15 protein-coding genes, 1 riboswitch and 1 other annotated feature are annotated in these 16,929 nt (G+C 30.6%); of the genes, 6 read left to right on the top strand and 9 right to left on the bottom strand.

The annotated features are described in order from the left end of the window. Nucleotides 1-10: 10 nt before the first annotated feature. Nucleotides 11-1,312, bottom strand: a complete 1,302-nt coding sequence (locus M4I33_RS07730) for a Na+/H+ antiporter NhaC family protein (protein WP_257916248.1) — start codon at nucleotides 1,310-1,312, stop codon at nucleotides 11-13. A 98-nt stretch (nucleotides 1,313-1,410) separates the two neighbouring features. Then, nucleotides 1,411-1,568: riboswitch (SAM riboswitch) on the bottom strand. A gap of 68 nt (nucleotides 1,569-1,636) precedes the next feature. Next, on the bottom strand, nucleotides 1,637-2,266 hold the full coding sequence (locus M4I33_RS07725) for a hypothetical protein (RefSeq protein WP_257916247.1): 630 nt from the start codon (nucleotides 2,264-2,266) through the stop codon (nucleotides 1,637-1,639). Between the two features lie 197 nt (nucleotides 2,267-2,463). Between M4I33_RS07725 and M4I33_RS07720 the strand changes: the two genes are divergently transcribed. Both M4I33_RS07720 and thrS read left to right on the top strand, forming a co-directional pair. Then, nucleotides 2,464-2,865 carry an HNH endonuclease gene (locus M4I33_RS07720; RefSeq protein WP_257916246.1) on the top strand — a complete coding sequence of 134 codons (402 nt, stop codon included), beginning with the start codon at nucleotides 2,464-2,466 and terminating at the stop codon, nucleotides 2,863-2,865. Between the two features lie 121 nt (nucleotides 2,866-2,986). Further along, nucleotides 2,987-3,193 (top strand) — a binding site (T-box leader). 78 nt (nucleotides 3,194-3,271) lie between these two features. Further along, nucleotides 3,272-5,203: a threonine--tRNA ligase gene (thrS, locus tag M4I33_RS07715; protein ID WP_257916245.1), complete on the top strand. Its 1,932-nt coding sequence runs from the start codon at nucleotides 3,272-3,274 to the stop codon at nucleotides 5,201-5,203. 42 nt (nucleotides 5,204-5,245) lie between these two features. On the opposite strand, the gene M4I33_RS07710 is transcribed toward thrS, so the two are convergent. From M4I33_RS07710 to M4I33_RS07680, 7 genes are all read right to left on the bottom strand, one after another. After that, nucleotides 5,246-6,523, bottom strand: coding sequence for an O-acetylhomoserine aminocarboxypropyltransferase/cysteine synthase family protein (locus tag M4I33_RS07710; RefSeq protein WP_257916244.1), 1,278 nt, complete (start codon nucleotides 6,521-6,523; stop codon nucleotides 5,246-5,248). Nucleotides 6,524-6,541: 18 nt separating this feature from the next. After that, nucleotides 6,542-7,123: a 5-formyltetrahydrofolate cyclo-ligase gene (locus tag M4I33_RS07705; protein WP_257916243.1), complete on the bottom strand. Its 582-nt coding sequence runs from the start codon at nucleotides 7,121-7,123 to the stop codon at nucleotides 6,542-6,544. A gap of 67 nt (nucleotides 7,124-7,190) precedes the next feature. After that, nucleotides 7,191-8,183 (bottom strand): hypothetical protein, encoded by a 993-nt coding sequence (locus tag M4I33_RS07700; protein WP_257916242.1) that lies wholly within the window; start codon nucleotides 8,181-8,183, stop codon nucleotides 7,191-7,193. Between the two features lie 132 nt (nucleotides 8,184-8,315). Continuing rightward, a complete protein-coding gene (locus tag M4I33_RS07695; RefSeq protein ID WP_194191761.1) occupies nucleotides 8,316-8,693 on the bottom strand; it encodes a RidA family protein in 378 nt (125 codons plus the stop codon). A 144-nt stretch (nucleotides 8,694-8,837) separates the two neighbouring features. Then, a complete protein-coding gene (locus tag M4I33_RS07690) occupies nucleotides 8,838-8,996 on the bottom strand; it encodes a hypothetical protein (RefSeq protein ID WP_194191760.1) in 159 nt (52 codons plus the stop codon). A 61-nt stretch (nucleotides 8,997-9,057) separates the two neighbouring features. Next, nucleotides 9,058-10,884, bottom strand: coding sequence for a glutamine--fructose-6-phosphate transaminase (isomerizing) (glmS, locus tag M4I33_RS07685; RefSeq protein WP_257916303.1), 1,827 nt, complete (start codon nucleotides 10,882-10,884; stop codon nucleotides 9,058-9,060). A gap of 780 nt (nucleotides 10,885-11,664) precedes the next feature. After that, complete coding sequence (locus tag M4I33_RS07680) at nucleotides 11,665-11,916, bottom strand: GIY-YIG nuclease family protein (protein WP_257916241.1); 252 nt, start codon at nucleotides 11,914-11,916, stop codon at nucleotides 11,665-11,667. Nucleotides 11,917-11,995: 79 nt separating this feature from the next. On the opposite strand from M4I33_RS07680, the gene M4I33_RS07675 reads away from it, so the two are divergent. The 4 genes from M4I33_RS07675 (at nucleotide 11,996) to M4I33_RS07660 (ending at nucleotide 16,905) form a co-directional block, all read left to right on the top strand. Next, nucleotides 11,996-12,748: a ChbG/HpnK family deacetylase gene (locus M4I33_RS07675; RefSeq protein ID WP_257916240.1), complete on the top strand. Its 753-nt coding sequence runs from the start codon at nucleotides 11,996-11,998 to the stop codon at nucleotides 12,746-12,748. 107 nt (nucleotides 12,749-12,855) lie between these two features. Next, nucleotides 12,856-13,287 carry a MarR family winged helix-turn-helix transcriptional regulator gene (locus tag M4I33_RS07670; RefSeq protein WP_257916239.1) on the top strand — a complete coding sequence of 144 codons (432 nt, stop codon included), beginning with the start codon at nucleotides 12,856-12,858 and terminating at the stop codon, nucleotides 13,285-13,287. A 14-nt stretch (nucleotides 13,288-13,301) separates the two neighbouring features. Further along, nucleotides 13,302-15,041, top strand: coding sequence for an ABC transporter ATP-binding protein (locus M4I33_RS07665; protein WP_257916238.1), 1,740 nt, complete (start codon nucleotides 13,302-13,304; stop codon nucleotides 15,039-15,041). Then, nucleotides 15,028-16,905: an ABC transporter ATP-binding protein gene (locus M4I33_RS07660; RefSeq protein WP_257916237.1), complete on the top strand. Its 1,878-nt coding sequence runs from the start codon at nucleotides 15,028-15,030 to the stop codon at nucleotides 16,903-16,905. The genes M4I33_RS07665 and M4I33_RS07660 overlap by 14 nt, the downstream gene beginning before the upstream one ends. Nucleotides 16,906-16,929 lie beyond the last annotated feature (24 nt).

Raw genomic sequence — 16,929 nt, 5'->3', positions numbered from 1 at the left:
CCTTTTTAATTTATATAATTTTATTTTCTTCTTTTCTTCTACTCCAATATATAACTATAGCTATTATAGCTGATATTCCCATTAAATATGGATAGTATAAATATTTCATAATAGCAAAAGGTGATAAGCCGGCTAGTCCCGCTGCTGAAATTAACTGAGCTCCGTATGGAATTATTCCTTGAACTGTACAAGAAAACATATCCATTATTCCAGCTACTCTCTTTCCTTCTAAACCTGTTTCATCTGATATCTCTTTTGCTATAGGACCTACTGTTACTATTGCAATAGTATTGTTTGCTGTACAAGCGTCTACAATCGCAGATAAGAAACCTATTCCAAGTTCTGCTCCCATCCTTGTTTTAAATTTCTTTAAGCCTTTTTCTAATATAAATTCTATTCCGCCATTATATTTTATAAGTGCTATTGTTCCTGCAATTATTATTGAAATAATTATAAGTTCACTCATTCCACCTATACCTTCTGATGCGCTCTTAAAGAATGTTATTAAATCTAAGCTTCCTGTAAAAATCCCTATAGCTCCTGATAAAATAAGACCTCCAAGTAAAACAAATATTACATTAACTCCTAAAAGAGCTGTAACTATTACTCCTATATAAGGTACTATCTTTATTAAACTGTAATCAAAATTCCCTATAGAATAAGTGTCATAACCTGCTGTTATAACTGCAAATATTATAGCTGTTATTATTGCAGCCGGAAGAACTATTTTAAAGTTCATTTTAAACTTGTCCTTCATCTCACAACCTTGAGTTCTAGTTGCTGCAATTGTAGTGTCTGATATTATAGAAAGGTTGTCCCCAAACATAGCACCACTTACTACAGCCCCAACTATTATAGCTACAGGAATCCCTGTTTTTTCTGAAATTCCAACTGCTATAGGAACAAGTGCAACTATAGTTCCCATAGATGTTCCTACAGAAAGTGCTATAAAGCAAGCTATTATAAATATACCTGAAACTAATATGTTACCTGGAAGTATTGATAATCCTAAGTTTACTGTAGAATCAACAGCTCCCATAGCCTTTGCAACAGTTGCAAAAGCACCTGCTAAAACAAATATTAATATCATTAAGATTATGTTAGGCTCTCCAGCCCCTTTGCAAAATATCTCAAGCTTTTTATCGAAATTCACCTTTTTATTCATAATAAGTGCAACGATAGCTGATATTAAAAATGGTACTATAACTGAAACAGCATAAAAATCTTTAGCAAGATATGCTATTCCTATGTACGATAATATAAATACTAATAAGGGCAAAAGTGCAAAAATGTTTCCTTTTTTTTCTTTCATTGTTATCTCCTCCAAATAGTTTAAGTCTATCAAGAGTTTGTATAAAACAAAAAAGCTTCCGATAGAATCAGAAGCTTAAATAACAATACAATATACTCCTCTTATCTATCAGGTATAACCTGCTGGAATTAGCACCAATATATAGAGATAGATATACTAAATGCGCATAATGATTTCTCACTACACGTAACTATCTTTCAACTACAAAGGTTGCTGGGTTTCATCGGGCCAGTCCCTCCACCACTCTTGATAAGACTTTTAAATTTTCTATGATTTTCATTCTAACAATGATATATATAGTTGTCAACTTTTTTAGAATAAGTTTTACATAGTTTCAGAAAGTTTTTTAAGGAATATTTCCCTTAATTCGCCTGCTTTTATTCTGTCTCTTGGAGCTTTTAAGCAAACTTCTTTCCACTCTTCTACAGTTAATCCACCGAATTTTTCTTCAATATCAGTATTTATTTTTAATGCATCTTCTATGAAATCACAAAGTTCGTCTGTTGTTTTATAGACTTTTAGATATAAGAATTTAGTACTGTCACCTAACCAAAATTTGTTGAATTTTCTTGAAAACTTAACAAGCCCTCTAACGATATCACTATCTTGAGAGTCCCAAAGTGCTCTTACTTCGTTGTATTCTTTAAGCATTTCATCAGCTTCTTCTTTTGTTATCTTTTTCTTACTAAGACCATCTGCTATAGTATTACTTACAGTATCAAAAGGAACGTCTGTAAATACTTTTTCTGTGCCATATATCCATTTATAAAAAAATTCTTGTAAGAAAGAATACTGAATATACCCTAAAAGAGCTTTTGCACTAGGAAAATATGCGTATACGTTTTCAATGCCGTTATTATTAGAGAAGCATAATGAGTGCATGTAAATAGATTTTTCGCTCGGTAATGTGTTCATGAACATATGACCTCTAATTGTCTTGTTCTTTTCGACCATTTCACTCCAATAATCGAATGTGTTGTAAGATTCCCTCATAAATATCACCTTTCTTTCAAATAATCTATATAATATATTATACCATTTATTTTGATTTTTACCCTTTTTTACTAAAATATTTATAAAATATACATTTATATATTTTTATCTTATAATTGTAATATACTTATTTATTTTGCATTTTAGGAGGCTAAAACTTGTATTTTTGTGAAATTTGTAAAAAACCTGCTGATATTCATCACATCGTTCACCGCAGTGAAGGCGGTTTAGATATAGAATTAAATTATATGTATCTTTGCGAGGAACATCACAGAGGTAAAAACGGACCCCATCACTCTTTAGAGACAGATCTTTTTTATAAAATTAATCTTCAAAAGAAGCTTTATAAAATTCTAACTAAAAGATACTATTCTATAAAAGAACTAATGATTATTTTTAGTACAACCTCTAATAAAATAAAAAAATTAACGCGTAATATAAAACTGTATAAAGAAGGCTTTAACAGGGATGATATTATCCTATCTTTTATGGGTGGCTCCTTTTATACAGATGAAATATTAGAAGATATAAAATTAAAATTGCTTTTAGATAGCATTTAATTACTTTAATTATTATTTATGATTTTAAGAAATTTTATACTATTTGCATATAAAATAAATTTTTTTTATTTATTGACATCTTAAAATCTAATAACTATAATTAGATATAAATTAACTTATAAATAACACGTTGATGAGAAGAGTAAGGTGAAATCTCACTTTCAGAGAGAAGATATATCGCTGTAATTATCTTTATTTGAGCTTACCTGAAAACTACCTCGGAGTGACTCTAATCAAGTCCGTCTTTGTCACGTTACGACAAATTGAGTGATTCTTATTTTTTAAGAATAACTAGAGTGGAACCACGGGTATTATCCTCGTCTCTATATTTTTTAGAGACGGGGTTTTTTTATTTTAGTAAAGAACTTAAATGTTTAAATATAAATATACGAAAGGAGTTTTAAAAATGATAAAAATTAATTTAAAAGATGGATCAGTTAAAGAATTCGAAGCTGGCGCTTCTGTTTTAGATATAGCTAAAGGAATAAGTGAAGGTTTAGCTAGAAATGCTTTTTGCGGTATAGTAAACGGCGAAGTAGTAGATTTAAGACACAAAGTTAACGAAGATAGCGAGGTTGAAATCTGTACTTTCGATTCAAAAGAAGGTAAAGATGCTTTAAGACATACAGCTTCTCACGTTTTAGCTTACGCTGTAAAAAGATTATTCCCTGAAGCTAAAATAGCTATAGGACCTGCTATAGAAGACGGCTTCTACTACGATTTTGATAAAGAGGGTTCATTCTCAACTGAAGATTTAGAAAAAATCGAAGCTGAAATGAAAAAAATAATAAAAGAAAACCCTCAAATCGAAAGATTTGAATTACCTAGAGACGAAGCTTTAGAGCTTATGAAAGATGAGCCTTTCAAAGTAGAACTTATAAAAGATATACCTTCTGATGAAGTAATTTCATTTTACAAAATAGGAGATTTCGCAGACCTTTGCGCAGGACCTCACGTAATGTCACTTAAACCTATGAAAGCTATCAAACTTCTTAGAAGTGCTGGAGCTTACTTTAAAGGTGATGAAAAAAATCCTATGCTTTCAAGAATCTACGGAACTGTATTCTTAAAGAAAAAAGAATTAGACGATCATTTAGAAGCTTTAGAAGAAGCTAAAAAGAGAGACCACAACAAATTAGGAAGAGAATTAAAATTATTCACAACTAACGAAGCTGTAGGTCAAGGTCTTCCTCTAATAATGCCAAAAGGAGCTAAAATAATCCAAGTTCTTCAAAGATGGATTGAAGACGAAGAAGAAAAACGTGGATACCTTTTAACTAAAACTCCTTATATGGCTAAGAGCGATCTTTACAAAATTTCAGGACACTGGGATCACTATAAAGACGGAATGTTTGTACTTGGAGATGAAGAAAAAGACGACGAGGTTCTTGCTTTAAGACCTATGACTTGTCCTTTCCAATACGCAATCTATAACTCAGAACAACACAGTTATAGAGATCTTCCAAAAAGATATGCTGAGACTTCAACTTTATTTAGAAACGAATCATCAGGAGAAATGCACGGGCTTATAAGAGTTAGACAATTCACTTTAGCTGATGGTCACTTAGTTGTAACTCCAGAGCAATTAGAAGATGAATTTAAAGGCGTAGTTAGCTTAGTAGATTACGTAATGACTACTCTAGGAATAGAAAAAGACATTACTTACAGATTCTCAAAATGGGATCCAAACAACAGAGAAAAATATATAGATAATCCAGATGCTTGGAACAAAACTCAAGATATAATGAGAACTATATTAGACCACTTAAACATCGATTATATTGAAGCTGATGATGAAGCTGCTTTCTACGGACCAAAGCTTGATATTCAATTCAAAAATGTCCACGGAAAAGAAGATACAATAATCACAATTCAAATAGACTTTGCTTTAGCTGAAAGATTCGATATGACTTACATCGATCAAAACGGTGAAAAACAAAGACCTTATATCATCCACAGATCATCAATCGGATGTTATGAAAGAACTTTAGCAATGCTTATAGAAAAATATGCAGGTGCATTCCCAACTTGGTTATCACCAGTTCAAGCAAAAGTTCTTCCACTTTCAGATAAATACAACGAATATGCTGAATCAATCGTAAGCGACTTAAAAGCATACGGAGTAAGAATCGAAGGTGATTACAGAGCTGAGAAGCTTGGTTACAAAATAAGAGAAGCTAGACTTGAAAGAACTCCTTACATCTTAGTAGTTGGAGAAAAAGAAATGAACGACAAAACTGTTTCAGTTAGAAGCAGAAAGAACGACGACGAAGGTTCAATTTCTTACGAAGACTTTAAAGCTAGAATCCTTAAAGAAATAGCAAACAAAGAAAAATAATAAAATTAAAGCAGTATCTGTTACCAGATACTGCTTTTTTCTTTATATCCTAGATAGCGCCGCATCCATATCAACTATTAAGTCTTCTAAATCCTCTATCCCAATTGAAAATCTTATTAAATCTTCGCTTATTCCACTCTTTATTTGTTCTTCTTTTGTTAGTTGGTTGTGAGTTGTTGTTGCTGGGTGTAAAAGCGATGACCTTGCATCTCCTAAATGTACAACTAAAGAAGAAAGCTTAAGTTCTCTCATCAAAGTTTTAGCAGAAGCTACTCCCCCTTTTACTCCAAAAGTTATAATTCCAGATGCCCCACCTTTTAAGTATTTATTAGCTCTTTCATATTCTTTATTCCCTTCTAACAAAGGATAATTAACCCACTCTATTTTAGGATGTTTTTCTAAATACTTAGAAAACTCTAATGCATTATTAGAATGTTTTATCATCCTTAAGTGAAGTGTTTCAAGACCTAAATTAGTAAGGTATGCATTAAAAGGTGACTGTGCATTCCCTAAATCTCTTATTAATGTAACTCTTAACTTAGTTATATAAGCTGCATTTTTAAAGGTTTTTGTGTAGCTAAGTCCATGGTAACTAGGATCTTCTTCTACTAAATCATTAAATTTTCCGTTTTCCCAGTTAAAATTACCTCCATCTACTATCATTCCACCTAAAGCTTGAGCGTGACCGTCTGCATACTTTGAAGTTGAATGAACTACGATATTTGCACCAAGTTTTAGTGGATTACAGTGAATTGGTGTAGCTACCGTGTTATCAACTACAAAAGGTATATCTAGAGCTTTAGAAACTTCACTAAACTTTTCAAAGTCTAAAATATTTAACCCTGGATTTCCTATAGTTTCCCCGTATATAAGCTTTGTATTTTCTCTTGCTTCACTTAATATTTCTTCTTTAGAAGCTTCAGGGTTAACAAATGTTACGTCTATCCCCATCTTTTTTAAATTTATTTTAAAAAGATTTACTGTACCTCCGTATAAGGTTTGTGCTGAAATAATGTGATCCCCATTTTTACATATATTTAAAACAGCATTTAAAATAGCAGCTTGTCCTGTAGATGTAGCTACAGCAGAAACTCCTCCTTCAAGCATGCAAAACTTCTTTTCTAAAGCTTCTACTGTAGGATTTGATATTCTAGAATAAAGATGCCCCTCTTCTTCTAAATTAAATAATCTTTCTACAAAATCAGGATCATCATACTTATAAGTAGTACTTTGAACTATAGGTAAAACCCTAGGTTCTGTAGCTTTAGGTTCGTAGCCTCCTTGCACGCAGATAGTACCTTTTTTACAATCTTTTATCATAATATAGCCCCCTTAAAATTATATATCTATTATTTCATTTTCAGTAATAATTGAATCTACCTTTAAATCATGTTCCTCTGTTTCTATCTCTTCTATAAGTTGCAATTCATAAGCTAGTGCTATCTTTTTTATATCAGATTTTATATCTTTTAAATATTTATCATAATATCCTTTGCCGTAGCCTATTCTATTTCCACTTCTATCAAATGCCACCCCAGGCATTATAATTAAATCGAACTCTTCTCCGTCTATATCTGACTTTTCCCCAATTGGTTCTAAAATTTTAAACTTACTCTCTATTAAATTATTTAATGAAGTTATTTTTAAAGCTATCATTTCTTCTTCTAAAACTTTTGGAACAAAAACTTCTTTTCCTTCTCTAAGCATAATTTCTATAAGACTTTTAGTATTTATTTCTGAGCCAAAGCCAATATAAATAAATATTTTTTTTGCTCTCTTATAGCTATTTAAGCTTATTAAATTTTTAAATATTTTAGAATCTTTTAAACTATTTTCTTCTTTTTTTAAATCTCTTTTAGCTATAATACTTTTTCTAATATTTCTTTTGTTTGATTTTATAGTTTCTTTTGATTTATTCATTTGTATCACCCCAAAATTAATTAAAATATCAGGGATGCTAAATACTTCTATTTAACATCCCTTAAAATTATCTTCCTATTACAACTTCTACTTTTTTAATATTGAAATCACATTCATCTGAAATTTCGTAATGCTCTAGATATTTATCTAATATTATTCCGCTATCTTTTAAGAAGAATTCATTTAATCCAACTTCAAATCTAACTTCAGAACCTGCAAGTGGTAAGAAGTATACAACTTCATCGTCGTAATTATCTAGCATATAATTTAATATTTCTTCTGTTAAAACGTTACATATAACTAAATACCCAACTTCCATACCTCTCTTTTTATGAATTAAAGCATAGATGTTTGTATCACTTCCATAGAAGTTTCTTTCCTTTATTCTAACATTATATTTACTACTATAGAAAGTAGTAATAGCTTTTTCTTGCATCTCAAATTTATGAATATCTGATAATGATAACTTGTTTAAAGTATTTGCACTATATTCTCTAATTAATCTTACTAATTCATCATACTTAATTTCAGCACCATTTAAAGATGCTGTATCTTTTACGATAACCCTCTCAACAACTTGCTCCACTTTATCTTCCACCTCTTCAATAATTTTACTTGCACAAGCTTCTTTAAAAGCTTCATTTGCTTTAGTTTCTTCAATTATTTCTTCGGTTACTATATCAATCTCTTCTTCGATTATCTCTATTTCTTCAGTTTCTTTAACTTCTTCTATTATTTCTAAGTCGTTATTCAAATCTTCTAAAGTTTCAAGTGGAATTTCTATAAGTTCAATATCATCATAGTCATCAAGAATATCAATTTCGTCCTCTTTTTCATTCATTAACTCTTTTAAAACTTCCTTTTGAAGTTCTTCTTCATAAATCTCTGTTTCGCTTTTAAGCATTACTACATCACCTACAATTTTAAATTTAGGTGATTCTTCAATCGCTCTTAAAATATCGTCTTTATTTATTTTAGGAAACCAGGTAAAAACTACAGTAGTTTTCATCTGTCTTAATCCTATAAGCATCAATTCCAATCTACTTAACATTTCTTCCATAACTGCACCCTCCACTACCCTTTGTTATATTTTTCTATATATTCTATTTTATAGTAGTATTGATTTTTTTACAATATTTTCTACAATATATTTTGAGGTAAATAAAAAAAGGTCGGAAAAACCGACCTCTTACTATTCTACATATGCTATTACTTCTACTTCGCAAAGAACCTTTTTAGGAAGTTCTTTAACTGCAACGCAAGATCTTGCTGGAGCATTTTTTATATATTCTGAATATACTTGATTAAATTCTCCAAAATCAGCCATATCATCTAAGAAACAAGTAGTTTTTATAACTTTATCAAAAGAAGTTCCAGCTTCTTTTAATACAGCCTCTAAATTTTCCATAACCTTCTTAGTTTGAGTTTTTATATCAGTTCCAACAATTTCAGAAGTAGCTGGATCTATTGCTATTTGCCCTGATGTAAATACCATATCTTTAAATTTTATTGCTTGTGAATAAGGTCCTAAAGCTTTAGGTGCCTTGTCAGTATGTACTTTATTTAACATACCTTTCATCTCCTCTCATATATCTCTTTACTTGATTATATTATTAGAGTAAATTTCAGTCAACAAATCTAATTTACTCTAATCTAAAAATAATCTATAAAAAATAAAAATGCTAAGAGTTAATCTTACTCTTAGCATTTATTTTTATTCTTTGCTTAAATTTTGTAAATCTTCAATGACCATATTTAAGACATCAATCTTAGCACGTGCTGAATCATTAGTAGGTAACCATTCTAAACCATGTTCTAATGATTCTCCTGCTCCTTTGTACTCTTCAATAAGCTCTAAGATTTTTTCTTCCATCTCTTCTCTACCTCTTTCCCTAAAAATTCTACTTTATTACTATTTCATAAATTTACTAATTTTATTCAACAGTAACTGATTTTGCTAAATTTCTAGGTTTGTCAATATCGCATCCCTTTTCACTTGCAACATAGTAAGCTAATAATTGCATATGGATTGCTGCAAGAATTGGTGCAAATGAATCATCTACTTCAGGTATAGTTAATACCTTGTCTGAAATTTCATTTACTTTCTTTACATCATCAAAAGATACTCCATATATCTTAGCTCCTCTTGATTTGATTTCTACTATATTACTTACCATTTTATCTATTAAATCTCTCTGTAATAGAGTTGATACGACTTTTGTTCCATCTTCTATTAAGGCTATAGTTCCATGTTTTAGTTCTCCACCTGCATAAGCTTCTGAATGAATATAAGATATTTCTTTTAATTTAAGTGATGCTTCAAGTGATAATGCAAAATCTGCACCCCTTCCTAAGAAGAATATATCTTTTTCATCTTTTAATTCTTTTGCGATATCTAAAACCTTCTCTTTATCTTCTAATACTCCTAAGACTTTCTCAGGAATACTTAGTAGTCCGCTTTTTAATTCATTTAATCTTTCAATATTTACTTTTTCCATTAGTTCTGCAAAGTATATTGCTATCATGTGCATAACTGCAACTTGTGTTGTGTATGCTTTTGTTGATGCTACTGCAATTTCAGGACCTGCCATAGTATAAATAACACTATCTGCTTCCCTTGAAATAGTACTTCCTACAACATTAGTTATAGCTAAAGTTTTTGCACCTAATCTTTTGCAATCTCTAAGTGCTGCTAAAGTATCAGCAGTTTCACCTGATTGACTTAAAACTATTAACATAGATTTTTCTGTAACTATTGGGTTTCTATATCTAAATTCTGATGCTATATCAACTTCAACTGGTATTCTAGCTAATCTTTCTATAGCTTCTTTTCCCATTAAACCAGCATGATACGCTGTACCGCATGCAACTATATAAATTCTATCTATACCTTCTAATTCCTCTTTTGTTAACTTAAAATCTTCAAAAGTTATAGGTTTACCTTCTATAACTCTACCACTCATAGTATCTTTTAAAGCTTTTGGTTGTTCGTGAATTTCTTTAAGCATAAATGAATCATATCCACCTTTTTCTGCTGAATCTGCATTCCAAGTTACGTGGTATATCTCTTTAGATAAAGACTCTCCTTTATCGTTAAATAGTTTTACTCCGTTTTCATCTATTAAAACAAACTCATTGTCATCTAAAAGATATACATTTCTAGTTCTGTTTAATACTGCTGGTATATCTGATGCAATAAAGTTTTCATCTTCTCCTAAACCTACTATAAGAGGACTATCTTTTCTTACTGCTATAAGTTTGTTTGGTTCTCTTTCAGAGATTACACCTATAGCATAACTTCCTTGAAGCTCTTTAGTAGCTTTAACTACTGCTTTAAATAGATCTCCCTCATAATAATGCTGTATAAGGTTTGGTATAACTTCAGTATCAGTTTCTGATTTAAATTCTACACCTTCTCCCTTAAGCTTTTCTCTAAGCTCTAGGTAGTTTTCTATAATACCGTTATGAACAACAGCTATTTCTCCTTTAAAACTACGGTGTGGATGAGAGTTTACATCTGATGGTTCCCCGTGAGTTGCCCATCTTGTATGACCAATCCCGATTTTACCATTTAGGTTATTCTCCTCTAAATCTTTTTCTAAGTTAGCTAATCTGCCTTTATGCTTCTTAATTTCTATAGAGTCATTTTCTAATACAGCTACACCAGCTGAATCATAGCCTCTATACTCTAACTTAGATAATCCCTCCACTAAAAAGTTTGTTGCCTGTCCTTTTCCTAAATATCCTACTATTCCGCACATAATTAAAAACCTTCCTTTTGCGATAAAATCTATTTTTTTATTCAATTTTCAAAGAACTCTATTTTTTTAAAAAACTCTCTAGCAGATATTAACAGGCATAATTATCCTAGAGAAACTTGTCTTTTTAAAACAAAGTTATAAAATGCACCGGGCTAAATTTGTGCTAATGATTGCTCAATTAGTTTTGCTAGCCGTTAACGGTAGTGCTATACCGTGAAGTATCCGCCGAAAAATTCGATAAACTTCATCCTCGTCAACTTAAGTGAGATTCCAAATCTTTGATTTGGTTAATCGAACTTATCCAGAGAACGTATGTGATCTGGATTTCCTTTAACCTATTAAATCTTCCATTTGGTTAATCGAACTTATCCAGAGAACGTACGTGATCTGGATTTCCTTTAACCATTTAAATCTTTGATTTTGTAGAGTGAGCTACACACACTAATTTTAAAATATATTTTTCTAAAAATAATTAAGATTAAATTCCGCTATCTTAAAATCTATTTTTAAATATAATTTACTCTTAGCTTTAAAAGTCCAACTACTTTTGCTTATTAGTTAGGCGAGATATTTTATTTATCTCTAACCCCTAATTTAAGCTTTTATCTATTTACTTAAGTTCTGGCGCTTTAAAAATTCTTTATTAATTTTTCAAATATAATTAATCCTATCCTCTCCTTTTATATACTTTATGCCTCTCTCCCATAATATCACATTTTTTTCATTTGTCTATATATTATAATATTTTCATTTCTTAATTTTTGCTAATATTTTTTAATGTTATTTACTAATTTTATCTAGAATCATATTGTTTTTTTGTGCTTTAGTCATTTTCTTTATAGCATATTCCCTTTTCATAGCATCGCTTTTTTCTTCAAACTCTTCATAATAAACTAATTCTAAAGGGCCTCTACCTTTAGTATATTTTGCTCCCTTTCCTTCTGAGTGTGCTTTGAACCTTTTTTCTATATTGTTTGTCCACCCTGTATAAAGACTACCATCATTACACCTTAATACATACACATAATTCATCACTTTTCCTCCTTTATATTGATTTTTTTACATTTTATGTTATAATTTCCCTTATAAACATATTAGGGAGGGACCTTGCTTGTTAAACAAAAATATTATAATAAACGCTAGTGATTTTGGGCTTTCTAACGCTGTTAATTACGGAATAATAGATTCATTTAAAAACGGCGTAGTAACATCAACAGAAATCATATGTACAACTCCAGGTTTTGAGCACGCTGTTAATTTAGCTTTAGAAAATCCTGATTTAGATATTGGTGTTCATTTTTCACTTACTCTTGGTGAACCTATTTGTAAAGATTATAAACACATATTAGCTCCAAATGGAACTATGAAACAAGATTATGAATACCTTGCTACTATTCCAGTAAACGTTATTAAATCAGAATTAGACGCTCAATTAAAAAAAATATTGTCATCTGGAATAAAACCAACCCATATCACTTTTCATCATACTCCTTGTATTATACCAGAAATACTTAACTTAGCTTCTCAGATTTCACTTAAAACTGGTATGGTATTAAGGGCTTATGCAGAAAGAGAACTAAAATCAAAATTTTTGAAAAAATACATATATAAGAACTCATTTGATATTGATTTTTTTAGAGAAAAGATAGAAACCTTTAATGATTTCAAACGGGTTTTTAATGAACATATTCATAAAAATAACATAGAAATAAACTGTCAACCTGGATATATTGATAGCTTTTTACTAAAGTCTAGTTGCTACACATTTGGGCGTTTAAATGAATTAAATATACTTTGTTCAAATGAAATAAAAGAGATAATATCCATAAACGGTTATAAATTATTAAATTATCGCGAATATTAATAAATTCGCGATTTTTTTTATAAATTTGACTTGTAATTGACACATTAATATAATAGAATAACAAAATAAAGTTAGTCGACTAACTAATTTAGGAGGTTTTATCTATAATGTATGATTCAAATTTTTCATCTATCTTCAGGAAAGTATTGAGATTACATTTTTCTTTAATCCACGCAGAACTTGATAAGCTCGGTTTATATCCTGGTCAACCCCATCTTTTAACATCTCTATTAAAAAAAGATGGCCAAAGCCAAAAGGAGATTTCTAATTGTCTTTTGATTAAACCAGCAACAATAACTGTTATGATTAAGCGTTTAGAAAAAAATGGTTTCATTTATAAACGACCAGATGAACTTGATGGAAGAATTTCTAGAATCTTCTTAACTGATAAAGGCAGAGATGCATGCACTAGGCTTAAAGAGGTTTCTGAAAATATCGATGAAGTTTGTTTAAAAAACTTTTCAAAAAAAGATTCTGAAGAATTAAATATTTTATTAAATAAGATGAAAACTAATTTAGAGGCTCACAAAAATTTATAAAAGGAGTGAATTTGATGTTAAAGATTTTTAAGCATCTTAAGCCATACAAAAAGGAATTATTCTTTGTATTAGTTCTTTTATTTATACAAACTATGGCTCAATTATATCTTCCTACCCTTCTTTCGGATATAGTTAACACGGGAATAATGACTGGTGATATAAACTATATTCTTAAAATCGGTGGAATAATGATACTAATAGCATTCGTTGGTAGTGCTAGTACAATATTTGCAAGTTACATCTCTTCAAAAATATCTATGGGATATGGTAGAGATTTAAGAAGAAAAATTTTCACAAAAGCAGAAACTTTTTCTTTAGGTGAGATAGACCAAGTTGGAACTGCTTCACTAGTTACTAGAACTACAAACGACGTTAACCAAGTACAACAAGTTGTACTTATGATACTAAGAATGATGGTTACAGCACCACTTATGTGTATTGGTGGTATTATTATGGCTGTTTCTGTTAATAAGGAATTATCTCTAATACTTTTAATCTCAATGCCAATAGTTGTTATAGCTATTCTTGTTATAGGTAAACTTGGTATGCCGCTATTTAAGGCAATGCAAAGTAAACTAGATAACATAAACAAAGTTCTTCGTGAAAACTTAACTGGTATAAGAGTTATAAGAGCTTTTAATCGTCAAGATTACGAAGTTAAAAGATTTGAAAAAGTTAATGATGACTTTACTCAAAATGCAATTAAAGTTAATAAAATAATCGCAACACTAATGCCTTTATTAATGTTAATTTTAAACTTAACTTCTGTTGCTATACTTTGGTTTGGTTCAAAGAGAGTTGATACTGGAGTTATGGAAGTTGGTAACTTAATGGCATTCTTACAATACGTTATGCAAATAATGTTCTCATTAATAATGGTAAGTATGTTATTTATTATGATTCCAAGAGCTTCTGCTTCTGCTGAAAGAATAAACGAAGTATTAGATATAGATCCTACTATAGTAAATACTAAAAAACCTACAACTACTTTTAAAGAAAGTGGTCACGTAGAATTTAAAGATGTTTCATTCTTCTATCCTGGTGCTGAACACGGAGCTATTAATAATTTAAGCTTCGTTACAAAACCTGGAGAGACAACAGCTATAATAGGTGGTACTGGTTCTGGTAAATCAACTATACTTAACCTATTAACAAGATTCTATGATGCATCAAAAGGAGAGGTTTTAGTTGACGGAGTTAACGTAAAAGATATGACTCAAGAAACTTTAAGAAGCAAAATAGGATTTGTTCCTCAAAAAGCTGTCTTATTCTCTGGTACTATAGAAGAAAACTTAAAGTATGGTAAAGAAGATGCAACTAAAGAAGAATTAATTCACGCAGCTAAAATAGCTCAATCTTATGACTTCATAGAGGAAAAAGAAGATGGCTTTAATTCTACTGTAGAACAAGGTGGTAAAAACTTCTCTGGTGGACAAAAGCAACGTCTAGCAATAGCCCGTGCTTTAATTAGAAAGCCTGAAGTTTATCTTTTTGATGATAGTTTCTCAGCTTTAGATTTTAAGACAGACTCAAAGCTTAGAGCTGCACTTAAAAGTGAAACTACAAAATCAGCTGTTATAATTGTTGCACAAAGAGTAAGCACTATTATGGATGCAGATAGAATAATAGTTTTAGATGACGGAAATGTCGTTGGAATGGGAACTCACAGAGAATTATTAAATAACTGTGCAATTTATAAAGAAATTGCCTCATCACAATTATCAGAGGAGGAACTTTCAAATGAGCATAGATAAAAACAAACAAAATTCTGCTCCTAAAGGCGGTATGGGTGGTGGCGGAAACCACGGCGTCGCTTTTGGCGGAGAAAAAGCAAAAAACTTTAAAGGTACTGGTAAGAGATTATTATCATACCTTAGACCTCATAGAACTAAATTAATTATCGTATTAATTATGGCAATTCTAAGTACTGCTTTTACAGTATTTAGCCCTAGATTACTAGGAGATACTATTAACGTTATACTTGAAGGAATGATAGCTAAATTTAAAGGAATTCCAAACGGTGGAGTTGACTTTGGTAAATTAGGTTATTATATTTCACTATTACTTGGTTTTTATATTCTAAGTGCAGTATTTATGTATGCTCAACAATATCTAATGGCAGGCGTTGCTCAATATACTGTTAAAGATTTAAGATCTGCTGTTGAAAATAAACTTAATAGATTACCTATTAGCTACTTTGATGCAAACTCAAAAGGTGATATCTTAAGTAGAGTTACAAACGACGTAGATAATATAGCAAGTACTCTTCAACAAAGTTTAACTCAGCTTATATCATCAGTTGTTTCAATTATTGGTATTACTATAATGATGCTAAGTCTTAGCCCATTATTAACTTTAATCTGCGTATTAACTTTACCTGTTTGTATAATAGCAACTAGACCTATTATAGGACGTTCACAAAAGTTCTTCTCTTCACAACAAAGAGAACTTGGTAAACTTAACGGACACGTAGAAGAAGTTTATACAGGACACACTGTAGTTCGTGCATTTGGTCACGAGAAAAAAGCTATTTCTGAATTTGATGAAATAAACGATAAGCTTTATGAATCAGGATGGAAAGCTCAATTTATGTCAGGTTTAATAATGCCATTAATGCAATTAGTTAATAATATCGGTTACGTTATTATAGCTGTTGTAGGTGGTATATTAGTTACTAAAAACAAATTAAGCGTAGGTTACATTCAATCATTTATCCAATATTCAAGACAGTTTACTCAAATGATTAACCAAACTGCAAACATTGCAAATATACTTCAATCAACTATGGCTTCAGCTGAAAGAGTTTTTGAAATCTTAGATGAAAAAGAAGAAGTTGAAGACCCTGAGAATCCTAAGACTTTAGTAGACCCTAAAGGAAATGTTGATTTTAAAAATGTTAAGTTTGGATACTCTCCTGAAAAATTATTAATGAATGATATGAACGTTACTGCAAAGCAAGGTCAAACTATTGCTATAGTAGGTCCAACCGGTGCAGGTAAAACTACTCTTATCAATTTATTAATGAGATTCTACGAATTAAATGGTGGAGAAATTCAATTTGATGGTGTTAATATAACTGAATTCACTAGAGGATATTTAAGAAGTATGTTCGGTATGGTTCTTCAAGATACTTGGCTATTTAACGGAAGCATAAAAGATAATATAGCTTACGGTAAAGAAGGTGCTACTTTTGAAGAAGTAGTTGAAGCTTGTAAAGCAGCACACGCTGACCACTTCATAAGAACTCTTCCTCAAGGTTATGACACTATATTAAACGAAGAAGCTTCAAATATCTCACAAGGACAAAAGCAATTATTAACTATTGCACGTGCAATCCTTGCAAATCCTAGAGTTCTTATCTTAGATGAGGCTACAAGTTCAGTTGATACAAGAACTGAAACTTACATCCAAAACGCTATGACAAGACTTATGGAAGGTAGAACAAACTTCGTTATAGCACACAGACTTTCAACTATAAAAGATGCTGATTTAATCTTAGTTATGAATCACGGTGACGTTATAGAACAAGGTTCTCATAAAGAACTTATGACTCAAAACGGATTCTACGCAGATCTTTATAACAGCCAATTTAAAGATGCTGAAGAAGAATTAGCTTAAACAAAAAAGGATAATCACAATTAA

Origin of the sequence: Clostridium sp. LY3-2 (assembly GCF_024705715.1) — a bacterium.
Classification (GTDB): domain Bacteria; phylum Bacillota; class Clostridia; order Clostridiales; family Clostridiaceae; genus Clostridium.
The sequence above is the reverse complement of the archived record's forward strand: the minus strand, read 5'-3'. Positions and strand labels throughout refer to the sequence as shown.

Bases quoted from the DNA above. Each gene is read 5' to 3' on its own strand.
- M4I33_RS07690 (WP_194191760.1), bottom strand. From the start codon at position 8,996: ATGGAAGAAAAAATCTTAGAGCTTATTGAAGAGTACAAAGGAGCAGGA.
- M4I33_RS07705 (WP_257916243.1), bottom strand. From the start codon at position 7,123: ATGAATAAATCAAAAGAAACTATAAAATCAAACAAAAGAAATATTAGA.
- M4I33_RS07700 (WP_257916242.1), bottom strand. From the start codon at position 8,183: ATGGAAGAAATGTTAAGTAGATTGGAATTGATGCTTATAGGATTAAGA.
- M4I33_RS07730 (WP_257916248.1), bottom strand. From the start codon at position 1,312: ATGAAAGAAAAAAAAGGAAACATTTTTGCACTTTTGCCCTTATTAGTA.
- M4I33_RS07665 (WP_257916238.1), top strand. From the start codon at position 13,302: ATGTTAAAGATTTTTAAGCATCTTAAGCCATACAAAAAGGAATTATTC.
- M4I33_RS07670 (WP_257916239.1), top strand. From the start codon at position 12,856: ATGTATGATTCAAATTTTTCATCTATCTTCAGGAAAGTATTGAGATTA.
- M4I33_RS07660 (WP_257916237.1), top strand. From the start codon at position 15,028: ATGAGCATAGATAAAAACAAACAAAATTCTGCTCCTAAAGGCGGTATG.
- M4I33_RS07710 (WP_257916244.1), bottom strand. From the start codon at position 6,523: ATGATAAAAGATTGTAAAAAAGGTACTATCTGCGTGCAAGGAGGCTAC.
- M4I33_RS07680 (WP_257916241.1), bottom strand. From the start codon at position 11,916: ATGAATTATGTGTATGTATTAAGGTGTAATGATGGTAGTCTTTATACA.
- M4I33_RS07695 (WP_194191761.1), bottom strand. From the start codon at position 8,693: ATGTTAAATAAAGTACATACTGACAAGGCACCTAAAGCTTTAGGACCT.
- M4I33_RS07725 (WP_257916247.1), bottom strand. From the start codon at position 2,266: ATGGTCGAAAAGAACAAGACAATTAGAGGTCATATGTTCATGAACACA.
- glmS (WP_257916303.1), bottom strand. From the start codon at position 10,884: ATGTGCGGAATAGTAGGATATTTAGGAAAAGGACAGGCAACAAACTTT.
- thrS (WP_257916245.1), top strand. From the start codon at position 3,272: ATGATAAAAATTAATTTAAAAGATGGATCAGTTAAAGAATTCGAAGCT.